Origin of the sequence: Pantoea agglomerans (genome assembly GCF_020149765.1) — a bacterium.
Classification (GTDB): Bacteria; Pseudomonadota; Gammaproteobacteria; order Enterobacterales; family Enterobacteriaceae; genus Pantoea; species Pantoea alvi.
This window is the reverse complement of sequence record NZ_CP083809.1, coordinates 1,814,440-1,827,496: the sequence shown is the minus strand read 5'-3', so window position 1 is coordinate 1,827,496 and position 13,057 is coordinate 1,814,440. Positions and strand designations below refer to the sequence as shown.

General features: G+C 56.8%; 11 protein-coding genes. 2 read left to right on the top strand and 9 right to left on the bottom strand.

Annotated elements, in window-relative coordinates; all coding sequences use genetic code 11:
• The first annotated feature begins 282 nt into the window (after positions 1 to 282).
• Positions 283 to 498: an osmotically-inducible lipoprotein OsmB gene (osmB, locus tag LB453_RS11305; protein ID WP_103795958.1), complete on the top strand. Its 216-nt coding sequence runs from the start codon at positions 283 to 285 to the stop codon at positions 496 to 498.
• 82 nt (positions 499 to 580) lie between these two features.
• On the opposite strand, the gene yciH is transcribed toward osmB, so the two are convergent.
• The 5 genes from yciH to pgpB all read right to left on the bottom strand — a co-directional run bounded on the left by yciH (position 581) and on the right by pgpB (position 4,205).
• The gene (gene yciH / locus LB453_RS11300; protein ID WP_103795959.1) at positions 581 to 904 is read right to left on the bottom strand and encodes a stress response translation initiation inhibitor YciH; all 324 of its coding nucleotides are present in this window, start codon (positions 902 to 904) and stop codon (positions 581 to 583) included.
• Positions 901 to 1,623 (bottom strand): orotidine-5'-phosphate decarboxylase, encoded by a 723-nt coding sequence (pyrF, locus tag LB453_RS11295; protein ID WP_103795960.1) that lies wholly within the window; start codon positions 1,621 to 1,623, stop codon positions 901 to 903. Before pyrF ends, yciH begins: the two co-directional genes overlap by 4 nt.
• A gap of 204 nt (positions 1,624 to 1,827) precedes the next feature.
• Positions 1,828 to 2,997 carry a lipopolysaccharide assembly protein LapB gene (gene lapB, locus LB453_RS11290; RefSeq protein WP_103795961.1) on the bottom strand — a complete coding sequence of 390 codons (1,170 nt, stop codon included), beginning with the start codon at positions 2,995 to 2,997 and terminating at the stop codon, positions 1,828 to 1,830.
• 6 nt (positions 2,998 to 3,003) lie between these two features.
• Positions 3,004 to 3,312 carry a LapA family protein gene (locus LB453_RS11285; protein ID WP_103795962.1) on the bottom strand — a complete coding sequence of 103 codons (309 nt, stop codon included), beginning with the start codon at positions 3,310 to 3,312 and terminating at the stop codon, positions 3,004 to 3,006.
• A gap of 128 nt (positions 3,313 to 3,440) precedes the next feature.
• Positions 3,441 to 4,205: a phosphatidylglycerophosphatase B gene (gene pgpB / locus LB453_RS11280; RefSeq protein ID WP_103795963.1), complete on the bottom strand. Its 765-nt coding sequence runs from the start codon at positions 4,203 to 4,205 to the stop codon at positions 3,441 to 3,443.
• Positions 4,206 to 4,434: 229 nt separating this feature from the next.
• Here pgpB and ribA point away from each other — a divergent pair, with 229 nt between their 5' ends.
• Entirely contained in the window at positions 4,435 to 5,031 is a 597-nt protein-coding gene (gene ribA, locus LB453_RS11275; RefSeq protein ID WP_103795964.1) for a GTP cyclohydrolase II, read from the top strand.
• A gap of 176 nt (positions 5,032 to 5,207) precedes the next feature.
• On the opposite strand, the gene acnA is transcribed toward ribA, so the two are convergent.
• From acnA to topA, 4 genes are all read right to left on the bottom strand, one after another.
• Positions 5,208 to 7,889, bottom strand: a complete 2,682-nt coding sequence (gene acnA / locus LB453_RS11270; protein ID WP_224481735.1) for an aconitate hydratase AcnA — start codon at positions 7,887 to 7,889, stop codon at positions 5,208 to 5,210.
• Between the two features lie 631 nt (positions 7,890 to 8,520).
• Positions 8,521 to 8,679, bottom strand: coding sequence for a YmiA family putative membrane protein (locus LB453_RS11265; RefSeq protein ID WP_103795967.1), 159 nt, complete (start codon positions 8,677 to 8,679; stop codon positions 8,521 to 8,523).
• A 495-nt stretch (positions 8,680 to 9,174) separates the two neighbouring features.
• Complete coding sequence (gene cysB / locus LB453_RS11260; protein ID WP_033746805.1) at positions 9,175 to 10,149, bottom strand: HTH-type transcriptional regulator CysB; 975 nt, start codon at positions 10,147 to 10,149, stop codon at positions 9,175 to 9,177.
• Positions 10,150 to 10,347: 198 nt separating this feature from the next.
• Positions 10,348 to 12,945 carry a type I DNA topoisomerase gene (topA, locus tag LB453_RS11255; RefSeq protein ID WP_103795968.1) on the bottom strand — a complete coding sequence of 866 codons (2,598 nt, stop codon included), beginning with the start codon at positions 12,943 to 12,945 and terminating at the stop codon, positions 10,348 to 10,350.
• Positions 12,946 to 13,057 lie beyond the last annotated feature (112 nt).

Below are 13,057 nucleotides of genomic sequence, written 5' to 3'. Positions count from 1 at the left end.
CTGGAAAAGCGGCGGAAAACGGCTGATAAATGAAAAATGTGGCGTGAATTAGGAATCTTCCATCTTCGGAAAATTTGCATAAGGCTTAGAATTCACTCATGCAATGGGCGGATCTGTTTGCCGACTGCATTTATCTGCCCGAGACAACATTGTCCATAGTGAAAGGCATATCGGCATCTTCAGGGAAGAAGCGATGGCGTAATACGGGTAGAGATAATAACAGAGGAAAAAACCACCTATACTTAGGGTGTTGCCTCTGTGAGCACAACCAAGGAGAAGTTTATGACAACAAATATGAAACGTATTACCGCAGCTGTATTGGCTACCACTTTAGTTGTCGCGCTGAGCGGCTGTTCAAACTGGTCAAAACGCGATCGTAACACCGCTATCGGCGCCGGCGCCGGCGCAATCGGTGGTTCGGTGTTAACGCACGGCAGCGCGCTCGGCACCCTGGGCGGCGCGGCAGTCGGCGGTGTCATCGGCCATCAGATCGATTAATGACCGAAAGGCAAATTTAATAATAAAGGCTACACAGCGTATTAATCTAACCATCGGGCTACAGACGTAGCCCGATTTTTATTTACCCGCCCGCCAGTTTTACCTTCAGGCCTTTGGCTTCCAGCAGCTGCTTAAGCAGATCGCGCTTGTCGCCCTGAATCTCAATAACGCCCTCTTTTACCGAGCCGCCGCAGCCGCATTTTTTCTTCAGCTCCGCGCCCAGCTTATTCAGAGCCTCGTCGTCAAGATCGAGCCCGGTAATCAGGCAGACGCCTTTGCCTTTGCGGCCGCTGGTCTGGCGCTGAATGCGCACGATGCCGTCCCCTTTTGGACGTTCGACCTTCTCCTGCGGCGGCGCGATGCGGCCTGCGTCGGTTGAGTAAACCAGCGGATTGTCGCGGCTCATGCGGACTCCTTAAGCGAGGTTAAAATAGCTGACAGCGTGGCGGCGGGATCGGCCGACTGGGTAATCGGACGCCCGATCACCATATAGTCTACACCCGCCTGCTGCGCCTGCTGCGGCGTCATAATGCGGCGCTGATCGCCGGCGTCGCTGCCTGCCGGACGGATGCCCGGCGTGACCAGCGCAAAATCGGCGCCGATAGCGGTTTTAAAACGCGTGGCTTCGTGCGCGGAGCAGACCACGCCGTCGAGGCCGCACTCGCGGGTCAGCTTCGCCAGGCGCTCCGCCTGCTCGGCGGGCGACAGGGTAATGCCCAGGCCGCGCAGATCGTCGGCGTCCATGCTGGTTAATACCGTGACGGCAATCAGTAGCGGTGCATCCTTGCCGAACGGCAGCAGCGCTTCGCGCGCGGCGTTCATCATGCGCGCGCCGCCGCTGGCGTGTACGTTCACCATCCAGACGCCCAGATCCGCCGCTGCGGCAACCGCATGGGCGGTGGTATTGGGAATATCGTGGAATTTCAGGTCCAGAAAGACCTCGAAGCCGCGCTGCTGCAGATCTTTTACCAGCGCGGGGCCAAACAGGGTAAACATCTCTTTGCCGACTTTTAAGCGACAGCTCTGCGGATCAATCTGGTCGACAAAACGCAATGCGCTGTTGAGGTCGTGATAGTCGAGCGCCACCAGAATGGGCGACGTGGTCACGGTTGACGATAAAGGCATGGCATTTCCTCGTAGTTGACGGCGGCAGGCAAAGGGGACAAACGGCAAGCATTCTACCCGCGCCTTATGCCAGGGACAACGTTTGCGGCGCCCTCGCCGCCTGCGTGGCGAGAAGTTGCACATTGCTGCATGGGTGCAAGTATCGTCCCTATCAGTATGTTGTAACTAAGAGCATTGCGGTAAGTCAGACCGCGACGGTCAAGATTACTGACCGTCGAGTCCGCGTATCGGTTTCACCGAGGACCAGGTGCGGCAGGAGGGACAGTGCCAGTAGAGCGCATGAGCGGTAAAACCGCATTTCTGGCAGCGGTAGCGCGGCTTGGTGCGGATCTGCTCGCCCACCATATCACGCAGCACCATCAGACTCTCTTTTGCGCGCCCGTCCTCCGCTTCGTGCAGGTGGAAGTCCATCAGGCGATGGAAAACGCGCATGGTAGGATGACGCTGCAGCTGGCGATTGATATAGAGCTGCGCCGATTCCGGCCCTTCCTGACGCTCGAGGATATCGGACATATAGAGCTCGGCCGCCGCGCCGGTGTTCTCGTCCACGCAGCGCTGCAGAAACGCCGCCCAGGCGTCGGGCTGATTTAATCGCTGATAGCAGGTCTCCAGCATCGGCAGGGTTTCGCTCACCAGCTCTTTATCCTGATCCAGCACGCGCTGCAGATGGTCGATTGCTTTGGCGTATTCGCCCTTTTCGATCAGGATGCGTCCCATCATGATTGAGACGCGCGCGCTCTGGCGATCGGCCGCCTCGCCCTTTTTCAGCAGGCTCATCGCGCGATCGAGATCGTCGCTGCTCATCGCCTGCAGCGCCAGCTCGCAGTAGAAGTGAGCGATCTCCCCTTTCTGCTTATCTTTACCCAGCTTCACCAGGCGCTCGGCGACGTCGATCGCCTGATGCCAGTCGCTGGTCGCCTGATGGATCAGCAGCAGCTGCTGCAGCGCGCTGATGCGAAAATCGGTCTCATCCGTCAGCTGCTTGAACATATCTTCGGCGCGATCGTACAGCCCGGCGGCCATATAGTCGCGGCCCAGCTGCTGTATCGCCAGCAGGCGCTGGTCGTAGTTAAGCGAGGCGCTCTCCATCAGCGACTGATGAATGCGTATCGCGCGATCCACCTCACCTCGCGAGCGGAACAGGTTACCCAGCGTCAGGTGCGCCTCCACCGTGCCGCTGTCCTCTTTCAGCATATCGAGAAAGAGATCGACCGCTTTATCCTGCTGGTTGGAGAGCAGAAAGTTAACGCCTGCAACGTAATCCCGCGACAGGCGACTCGCTTCCTGTTGCTTGTCCTGTTGCGCGCTGCGTCGCCCCATATACCAGCCGTAAGCCGCGGCGACGGGCAGTAACAGAAACAGCAATTCATGCATGGAGGACTATTCCCGACCCGTGACGGCAGTCGATGCGGCAGCAGGCGGCGCGCTTTTATCCAGCTGGGTCTGCATACGTTTGATTTTGCGCTGCGCATGCGCCAGGGAAACGCGAACGCGCAGCCAGAAGAGACCGCAGATGGCCCAGCCCAGCACAAACCCCGCGCCGAACAGCGAAGCCAGCAGCGTAGAGATACGGAATTCGCCCTGCGCCAGCAGATAGTTAAAGGTGATGACCTGGTCGTTATGCGCGCCTAAGGTGACGGAAATGATAAAAATGACCAATACCACTAAGAAAATCAGCAAATATTTCACAGTGCATCCTGTTGTGAGGTTATCTGGTAGAAGTATGCCAAAAAAGCGGCAACATTGCTGCTCCCTGCGGCGCCAGGCGCGTGGCTTTTAGGCAAGCGCAATCAATAATATGGGGATAAAGATCGCAATTACAATCCGTTTTCCCTCTGCGCCACTTCCTTTCGCTCTTCCGGCGGTAGCGTGAGCGGGCCGCAAAAGCGCTGCGCCAGCCAGGTGGCGAAGGTGACCAGCAGCCAGGAGAAGGCCACCGCCACCGCCAGATCGCCCGGCCAGTGCATGCCGAGCAGCAGACGGCTGGCCATCACCGCACCGGCCCAGACGCCAATCGCCGCGATGGTGATATAGCGGCGACGCGGCCAGAGCAGGCTCAGCGCCAGCAGCGCCCAGCTGGCGGCAAACATCGTATGGCCGGAAGGAAAGGCGAAGCCGGTTTCAAATGCCCAGTGGCGCTTTAGCCAGCCCGGCAGCATCTGGTCGCTGGCGAGCAGCTGATCGACGCGCTGGCCGCGCTCTTTGCGCGTCATGCTGTAGAACTCGCGCGCGTCCAGACCGTGGTTATGCTCCAGCCAGACCACATAAGGACGCGGCTCCTGAACCTGATCTTTGATATAGGACTTGCTGTATTGCCCGGTGAGAATCGTCGCGTTCATGATTAGCAGCAGCAGCAGCGCGGGCTTAAGGCGAAAGCGCAGACACCAGAGCACCCACAGGCTGAGCAGCAGACTGGTCAGCGTGCCCCAGGGGCGCGTGACGGTTTCGGTCATCCAGTAGAGGACGCGCAGCAGCGCATCGCTTTCGCCCGGCTGCCAGCGCCAGCCGGTCGCCCAGACCACGAGCGGAATGATCATCAGCAGCAGCATGCCTGCCGTAGTGCGACGCAAAATCTGCAGCATCCTTTCTCCTCTGATGCGGCCTCTTTCTGCCGCTTGCAAATAACTTTATCTTAAAAAATAATAACATAACTTGTTGCGCATTGGATATTCGTGCTTTATCACTACAATCGCTCTGACAAATTAGCAGCCCAACTTCACGTTGTGGCACAATATTGCCAATTTTTTCAGGCCATACTGGCCTGTGCGCTGTTTTAGAATAGCGCATCCTCTGAAGGTTCTGGAGAGTCACATGCAGCTTAAACGGGTGGCAGAAGCCAAACTGCCCACGCCCTGGGGCGATTTCCTCATGGTCGGTTTTGAAGAACTGGCAACCGGTCACGATCACGTCGCGCTGGTATTTGGCGACATCAGCGATAACACGCCCGTGCTGGCACGCGTTCATTCGGAATGCCTGACCGGCGACGCGCTGTTCAGCTTACGCTGCGATTGTGGTTTTCAACTGGAAGCGGCGCTGAACGCCATTGCCGAAGAGGGCCGCGGCGTACTGCTCTATCACCGCCAGGAAGGACGTAATATCGGCCTGCTGAATAAGATCCGCGCCTATGCGCTGCAGGATAAAGGCTATGACACCGTTGAGGCCAACCACCAGCTCGGCTTTGCCGCCGACGAGCGCGACTTCACGCTGTGTGCCGATATGTTCAAGCTGCTGGGGGTAAACGAGGTGCGTTTGCTGACTAACAATCCGCGTAAGGTAGAGATCCTCAGCGAAGCGGGCATCAATATCGTCGAGCGCGTGCCGCTGATCGTCGGTCGCAACCCAAAGAACGCGCACTATCTGGATACCAAAGCGGAAAAGATGGGCCATCTGCTGTCAAAACCGGAATAACCGCCCTCACCTTCTTACTCACCCATCGTCAGTACAGAGAGGCGGCAGCCAAGGCCGAAGATCAAAGCGGCCTGCGCTATAAATAGCGCAGGCCAGCTGCCTTCTTTTTTGCGGTCGGGCACGGCCGCCCGCGTGAGCGCCGTGCCGCAGTACGCCGGGCGACCCCGGCGTTGCGCTTAGTTGAGCATATTGCGGATCACATAGTGCAAAATGCCATCGTTACGGTAATAGGTTAGCTCGTTGCCGGTATCGATGCGGCAGCGCGTCTCCAGCGTCTCCTGCGTACCATCCGGGCGCGTCATCGTCACCTGCACCTTGCAACCCGGCTGGAGCTGCGACAGATTTTCGATGTCGAACAGCTCTTCGCCAGTCAGCTGCAGCGTTTTACGCGTTACGCCAGGGGCGAACTCCAGCGGCAGAATACCCATACCGATCAGGTTAGAGCGGTGAATTCGCTCGAACGATTCGGCGATCACCACGCGTACGCCCTGCAGGCGCGGCCCTTTCGCCGCCCAGTCGCGGCTTGAACCTGAGCCATACTCTTTACCGGCAATCACCGCCAGCGGCGTTCCCTCTTGTTGATACTTCATCGCCGCGTCGTAAATGGCCAGCTGCTCGCCGCTCGGAATATGACGGGTATAGCCGCCTTCCACTCCCGGCACCATCTCGTTACGAATACGAATATTGGCGAAGGTGCCGCGCATCATAACTTCATGGTTGCCGCGTCGTGAGCCATAGGAGTTAAAGTCGGCGCTGTCGACGCCGTGGGACTGCAGATAGCGTCCCGCCGGGCTATCAGCCTTGATGCTGCCGGCGGGAGAGATATGGTCGGTGGTTACGGAGTCGCCCAGCATCGCCAGCACGCGCGCCCCTTTGATATCCTCGACCGGTTTCGGCTCCCGTTCCATATCGTCAAAGAAGGGCGACAGGCGAATATAGGTAGAGCCTTCGTCCCACGCGTAGGTGGCCGCTTCACTCACTTTGATCTGCTGCCACTCTTTAGTGCCGTAGAACACCTCGGCGTACTCTTTATGGAACATATCGCTGGTTACCTGCTGCACCGCGGTGGCGATCTCTTCCGGCGACGGCCAGATATCCTTCAGGTAAACATCCTTGCCCTGCGCATCCTGACCCAGCGGGTCGGTCTGCAGATTGATCTTCATATTGCCCGCCAGCGCATAGGCGACCACCAGCGGCGGCGACGCCAGCCAGTTGGTTTTCACCAGCGGATGGATACGGCCTTCAAAGTTGCGGTTGCCGGAGAGCACCGCGCCGACGGTCAAATCGCCCTGTTTAATTGCGGCTTCAATTTCGTCGGGCAGCGGCCCGGAGTTACCGATGCAGGTAGTACAGCCGTAGCCCACCAGGTTAAAGCCGAGCTTGTCGAGGTAGGGCGTTAGCTGCGCCACCGCCAGATAGTCGGAGACCACTTTTGAACCGGGTGCCAGCGAAGCTTTCACCCAGGGCTGACGCTTCAGACCGCGCTCCACTGCTTTTTTCGCCAGCAGCCCCGCCGCCATCAGCACGCTCGGGTTAGAGGTGTTGGTGCAGGAGGTAATGGCGCTGATCACCACGGCGCCATCTTCAATCTCATGGCTGAGGCCGGTGCGGCTGTCGGTATAGGTGACGGTTTTATGGGCTGGCTGAGTATGATTCACCTCCAGCTCGTTGCTGGCGTTGAACGCGGCGGGCACGTCGCCGAGGGAGACGCGATCCTGCGGGCGTTTCGGTCCGGCGATGCTCGATTCCACGCTCTCCATATCCAGCGCCAGCGAGCTGGTGAAGATCGGCTCGTCGCCCGGGTTGCGCCACAGGCCCTGCGTCTTCGCGTAGGCTTCCACCAGGGCGACCTGTTCGGCATCGCGCCCGGTCAGCGTCAGGTAGCCCAGCGTCACGTCGTCAATCGGGAAGAATCCGCAGGTCGCGCCATATTCCGGTGCCATATTGGCAATAGTGGCGCGATCGGCCAGCGGCAGATCCGCCAGCCCGTCGCCGTAAAACTCGACGAATTTGCCAACCACCCCATGCTTGCGCAGCATCTGGGTCACGGTCAGCACTAAATCGGTAGCGGTAATTCCTGGGCGCAGCTTGCCGGTCAGCTTAAAGCCAACCACGTCCGGGATCAGCATAGAGACCGGCTGGCCGAGCATGGCCGCTTCCGCCTCGATGCCGCCGACGCCCCAGCCCAGCACGCCGAGCGCGTTAATCATGGTGGTATGGGAGTCGGTGCCAACCAGGGTGTCCGGCCAGGCGAACTGTTTGCCGTCGATCTGCTCATGCCAGACCGACTTGCCCAGATACTCCAGGTTCACCTGGTGACAGATACCGGTGCCCGGCGGCACGACGCGGAATTTATTAAAGGCTTTCTGGCCCCAGCGTAAAAAAACATAGCGCTCGTGGTTGCGCGCCATCTCCAGCTCGACATTCTCTTCAAAGGCGCTGTCGTCGCCGAAGCGGTCCACGGTAACGGAGTGGTCGATAACCAGATCCACCGGCGAGAGCGGATTAACTTTTGCCACATCGCCGCCGAGGCGCTTCACCGCCTCGCGCATCGCAGCCAGATCCACCACCGCCGGCACGCCGGTAAAGTCCTGCATCAGCACGCGCGCAGGGCGATAGGCGATTTCTCGATCGGCATGGGCATTTTGCTGCCAGCCAACCAGCGCCTGAATATCTTCTTCCGTAACGGAATCGCCATCCTGCCAGCGCAGGAGATTCTCCAGCAGCACTTTTAACGATTTGGGAAGGCGGTCGATGTTACCGAGGTGTTGGGCGGCGCGGGGCAGACTGAAAATATGATACTGCTGTTTGTCGACCTGCAGCGTGTCCTGACTCTGCTGGCGTAGGGTGTCCGACATAGCTCCTCCTTTTCTTTCTTATCGTGATCGCGTTAACCTCAGAGAGAACAAGGTTTATGTTAAAGATAGACTACATTTTCTTTAACGTTTTGATTACAACACGAAATGCTACACCATTGTGCAGACAAACGAAAACGCCCCGCAGACTCTGCGGGGCGCTGGCGAAAAGAATAAGGAGAAATACCGCTTTCAGTTTATACAGCAATCCAGACGGCCGCAGCCCAGAATGCAAACGAGAATGCATATGCGCTCAGCCAGGAGATTTTGATGGTATTGATAGTCATATTCATACGTCACTCCTCCCGAATTCGGGCGTAAAAAAGTCCTGCTGTCATCCGTTATGTGATGACACCCTTTTTATATGCTGAGTGTAAAGATTGGCTTTTAATTTGCTCGCCGGATAACCGGAAAGAGGTATTACACTGGCGAAGCCAGTAGCGCCTGCTGATTATTTGGCTTTCGTGTCCATGAAAGACTCGATGAAGTGACGCTTATTTTCACTCAGTTCCCAGCTATCCGGGATAGTCACTTTGTGTTCCGTCACGCTGCTCTCTTTGCTTTTGCAACCTGGAGCCTGCAGCTGTGGCGCGGATAACGACTGTTTACGGCTGAGTGTGTTCGCCCACATGGTTTAGCCCCATATACGCCAGATCATCAATGCTACAACCACCCAGAACAGCGCAGAAGCAGCTATTACGGTTAACCAGGCTTTGCGACGGATGTTACCAGAACGCTCAACCTTGGTGCTTTTTGCCCGGAAGTCCGGTTGTACAGTCAGTCTCGTATCCATAGTTTTTGATAATCACTCTCAATAAAACGATTGATAACATCGATTAAGATTTAGGACGAATCCTAAACTCATTAAGGCCGAAAATCCAGTTATTTTTATTGAGCACAACGATTAAGACTATTAATCAACGTGGCCTGCAAACTTAAGAAATAATGAACCGCGACACATTTCCTTAATTGAATTATTACATTGCAAATTTGAGTTAAATTGCGATTAGGGCCAACTTATTCTTGAGTTAACTTTATAAGTCCTGATAAAAAGCGCTTTCACATCAGGTCTTAACTGGAGTATGGGAATTATCCTGGCAGTGCGCAAAGCGGCAAAGTAAAATTTGTGTACTGTTTCTCATTTAAGTAATGCAAACAAGAAAACATGTGATCGATGTTTCATTTACAAAAAAATAATAAAATTTTTCGACATTGAGGTGGCGCTAACGACTACGCACAAAAAAGGCTGCCCGGGGCAGCCTTTAAAAATGCTAAACGAAACGCGGACTTACTTAAACGGCAGTTTGATGTCTTTAAACATCGCCTCGATATCTTCGTTAGAGCGTAGCGCCACCGCCGCATCCACCACGTCGCGCGTCAGGTGCGGCGCAAAGCGCTGAATAAAATCATACATATAGCTACGCAAAAAGGTGCTGCGCCGGAAGCCGATTTTGGTGGTGCTGTTGGTAAAAATCTCCGCCGCTTCGATGCGCACCAGGTCAGGATCGGCGATGGGATCGACCGCCATGCTGGCGATGACGCCCACGCCCAGCCCTAAGCGCACATAGGTTTTGATGACGTCTGCGTCGGTGGCGGTGAAAACGATTCGCGGCGTCAGTCCTGCGCGGTTGAAGGCGGTGTCCAGCTCTGAGCGCCCGGTAAAGCCGAAGGTGTAGGTCACCAGCGGATATTCCGCCAGCTCTTCGATTGAGACCTGGCCCTTGCCCGCTAGCGGATGATCGGGCGTCACCACGATAGCGCGATTCCAGTGGTAGCACGGCAGCATGATTAAATCGTCATAGAGATGCAGCGCTTCGGTGGCGATAGCGAAATCGGCGTTGCCTTTAGAGACCGCCTCGGCGATTTGCGTTGGCGACCCCTGATGCATATGCAGCGAGACGCGCGGATAGCGCTCGATAAAGCCCTTGATTACGCCAGGCAAAGCGTAACGCGCCTGAGTATGGGTGGTCGCCACGTAGAGCGAGCCTTTATCCGGCCAGGTATGCTCACCCGCCACCGACTTTATCGCATCGACTTTGGACAGGACCTCGCGGGCGATGCGAATGATCTCTTCGCCCGCTGGCGTGACCTGGGTTAAATGTTTGCCGCTGCGCGCAAAGATCTGCACGCCCAGTTCATCCTCCAGCATGCGCACCTGCTTACTGATGCCCGGCTGAGAAGTGTAAAGCCCTTCTGCTGTCGAAGAGACGTTCAGGTTGTGATTAACCACTTCGACGATATAGCGCAACTGCTGCAATTTCATATCTGTTCCATCCCAGTAAGCTACAGAGCGGCATCCCGATTGACATATTTTCGCCGGATCGGTGAGAAAAGAGGCAAATCACAGGAAGTGTCGGAAATGCTATAACCACTATATCATCGCAGGAAAGAATGTAGAACGTTTTGATATAAGGCTAAGAAAAAGGCCAGCATTGCTGGCCTTAGATAAGGAGGGAGGAGATTACTTTTTCGCTTCCTGCCACTTGCCGTCGATGTAAAACGCAGACCAGCCCGTCGCTTTCCCCTCTTTTTCAGAGGCGACATACTGCTGTTTCGTTTTGCGGCTAAAGCGCACCATGGTCTTATTGCCGTCAGCATCGGTCGCCGGCGCATCAGCCAGGTAACGCAGCTTCTCGGGCAGACGATCTTTAAAGCGCTGCAGCTCTTCCACCAGCGGCGCGCGGGTTTCGCGCGATTTCGGGAAGGTGTTGGCGGCGAGGAAGACGCCGGCCGCCCCGTCACGCAGCACGAAATAGGCGTCCGATTTCTCACACGGCAGTTCTGGCAGCGGCACCGGATCTTCTTTCGGCGGCGCGACCTCACCGTTACGCAGGATTTTACGCGTGTTCTTACAGTCGTCGTTGGTGCAGGCCATATACTTACCGAAACGCCCCATCTTCAGGTGCATTTCCGACCCGCACTTCTCACACTCCACCACCGGGCCGTCGTAGCCTTTGATGCGGAATTCGCCCTGCTCGATCTCATAACCGTCACACTCCGGGTTGTTACCGCAGACGTGCAGCTTGCGCTGCGGATCGATCAGGTAGCTGTCCATCGCCGTGCCGCACTTCTGGCAGCGGCGGCGCGCGCGCAACGCATTGGTTTCGGCGTCGTCGCCTTCCAGCACGTTCAGCACTTCGTTTTCCGGGATCAGGTTGATGGTCTGCTTGCAGCGCTCTTTCGGCGGCAGCGCATAGCCCGAACAGCCGAGGAATACGCCGGTGCTGGCGGTGCGGATGCCCATCTTGCGTCCGCAGGCAGGACAGTCGATAGAGGTAAGCACCATCTGGTTCGGCTGCATGCCGCCCTCTTCCGGATCCTTCTCAGCTTTGTCCAGCTGCTGCGTAAAGTCGCTAAAGAAGTTATCCAGCACCCCTTTCCACTCCGCCTGGTTATTGGCGACGCGGTCGAGGCTGTCTTCCATGGTGGCGGTAAAGTCGTAGTTCATCAGATCGCGGAAGTTCTCTTCCAGGCGATCGGTGACGATCTCGCCCATCTTCTCGGCGTAGAAACGGCGGTTCTCAACGCGCACGTAGCCGCGGTCCTGAATGGTCGAGATAATAGCGGCGTAGGTAGACGGACGGCCAATGCCGCGCTTTTCCAGCTCGCGCACCAGAGAAGCTTCGCTGAAGCGCGCCGGCGGCTTGGTAAAGTGCTGGCTTGGCATCAGCTGCTGCAGATCCAGCGTCTCGCCTTTGGCTACGTGCGGCAGCGTGCGGTCTTCATCATTTTTGCGCAGCGCTGGCATTACGCGGGTCCAGCCGTCAAAGCGCAGCGTGCGCCCTTTTGCCTTCAGCCTGAAGTCGCCGGCGGCAACGGTAAGCGTGGTAGAGTCGTACTGCGCCGGCATCATCTGACAGGCGACGAACTGACGCCAGATCAGCTGATAGAGCTTCTGCGCGTCCGCTTCCATATCCTTGAGCTTTTCCGCCACTACGTTGACGTCAGAAGGACGGATCGCTTCGTGCGCTTCCTGCGAGTTATCTTTGCTGGCGTAGGTGTTCGCCGTCTCCGGCAGATACTTTTTGCCGAAGTTTTTGTCGATATAGCCGCGCGCCATCGCCAGCGCATCCTGGCTCAGGTTGGTGGAGTCGGTACGCATGTAGGTGATGTGGCCCGCTTCATACAGGCGCTGCGCCATCATCATGGTTTTCTTCACGCCGAAGCCGAGTCGCGTACTTGCCGCCTGCTGCAGCGTCGAGGTAATAAACGGCGCGCCAGGCTTGCTGCTGGTCGGTTTATCTTCGCGATCCACGACTTCATAGCGCGCATTTTCCAGCAGCGCGACGGCGGCCTGCGTCTGTTCGCCGTTGACCGGACGGAACGGGCTGTCGTTCTGGTGCGTGACGGACATCGCCAGCAGATCGCCTTTCGCCGTATGCAGATCGGCGTTCAGCTCCCAGTACTCTTCCGGCACGAACGCTTTGATCTCGCGCTCGCGCTCAACCACCAGACGCACCGCGACGGACTGCACGCGGCCGGCGGAGAGACCGCGGGCGATTTTCTTCCACAGCAGCGGCGAAACCATATAGCCGACGACGCGGTCCATAAAGCGGCGCGCCTGCTGGGCGTTGACGCGGTCGATATTAAGTTCGCCCGGCGTTTCGAACGCCTGACGAATCGCATTTTTGGTGATTTCGTTAAACACCACGCGGCTGAAGCGCTTGTCGTCGCCGCCGATCACTTCCCGCAGGTGCCAGGCGATGGCTTCCCCTTCGCGGTCAAGGTCGGTTGCGAGATAGATGTGGTCGGCATTCTGCGCCAGCGCTTTCAGTTCAGAGACGACTTTTTCCTTGCCGGGCAGGATTTGATAATCCGCCTTCCAGCCGTGATACGGGTCGACGCCCATGCGGCTGACCAGCGCAGCCTTTTCATCTTTTTTAACTTTTTTCGCTTTTTTGTCGCCGGCCCCGTCAGCACTCTTTTTCGCGGTTGAACCACTGGTCGGCAAATCACGGATATGACCGACGCTGGATTTCACCACGTAGTCACTACCGAGGTATTTATTGATTGTTTTGGCCTTTGCCGGGGACTCAACGATGACGAGTGCTTTACCCATATGTACCTTTACCTAATGAAAACGTCCTGATAAACGGGAGAGGATTTGATGCCCAGAAACCCATTGGGTTCAATATTGTTGCGCCTCTTTTGCTTTTCAAGGCTGCGGGGTC

Coding starts and splice junctions, on each gene's coding strand:
- osmB (WP_103795958.1), top strand. CDS start 283: ATGACAACAAATATGAAACGTATTACCGCAGCTGTATTGGCTACCACT.
- yciH (WP_103795959.1), bottom strand. CDS start 904: ATGAGCCGCGACAATCCGCTGGTTTACTCAACCGACGCAGGCCGCATC.
- pyrF (WP_103795960.1), bottom strand. CDS start 1,623: ATGCCTTTATCGTCAACCGTGACCACGTCGCCCATTCTGGTGGCGCTC.
- lapB (WP_103795961.1), bottom strand. CDS start 2,997: ATGCATGAATTGCTGTTTCTGTTACTGCCCGTCGCCGCGGCTTACGGC.
- pgpB (WP_103795963.1), bottom strand. CDS start 4,205: ATGCTGCAGATTTTGCGTCGCACTACGGCAGGCATGCTGCTGCTGATG.
- ribA (WP_103795964.1), top strand. CDS start 4,435: ATGCAGCTTAAACGGGTGGCAGAAGCCAAACTGCCCACGCCCTGGGGC.
- acnA (WP_224481735.1), bottom strand. CDS start 7,889: ATGTCGGACACCCTACGCCAGCAGAGTCAGGACACGCTGCAGGTCGAC.
- LB453_RS11265 (WP_103795967.1), bottom strand. CDS start 8,679: ATGGATACGAGACTGACTGTACAACCGGACTTCCGGGCAAAAAGCACC.
- cysB (WP_033746805.1), bottom strand. CDS start 10,149: ATGAAATTGCAGCAGTTGCGCTATATCGTCGAAGTGGTTAATCACAAC.
- topA (WP_103795968.1), bottom strand. CDS start 12,945: ATGGGTAAAGCACTCGTCATCGTTGAGTCCCCGGCAAAGGCCAAAACA.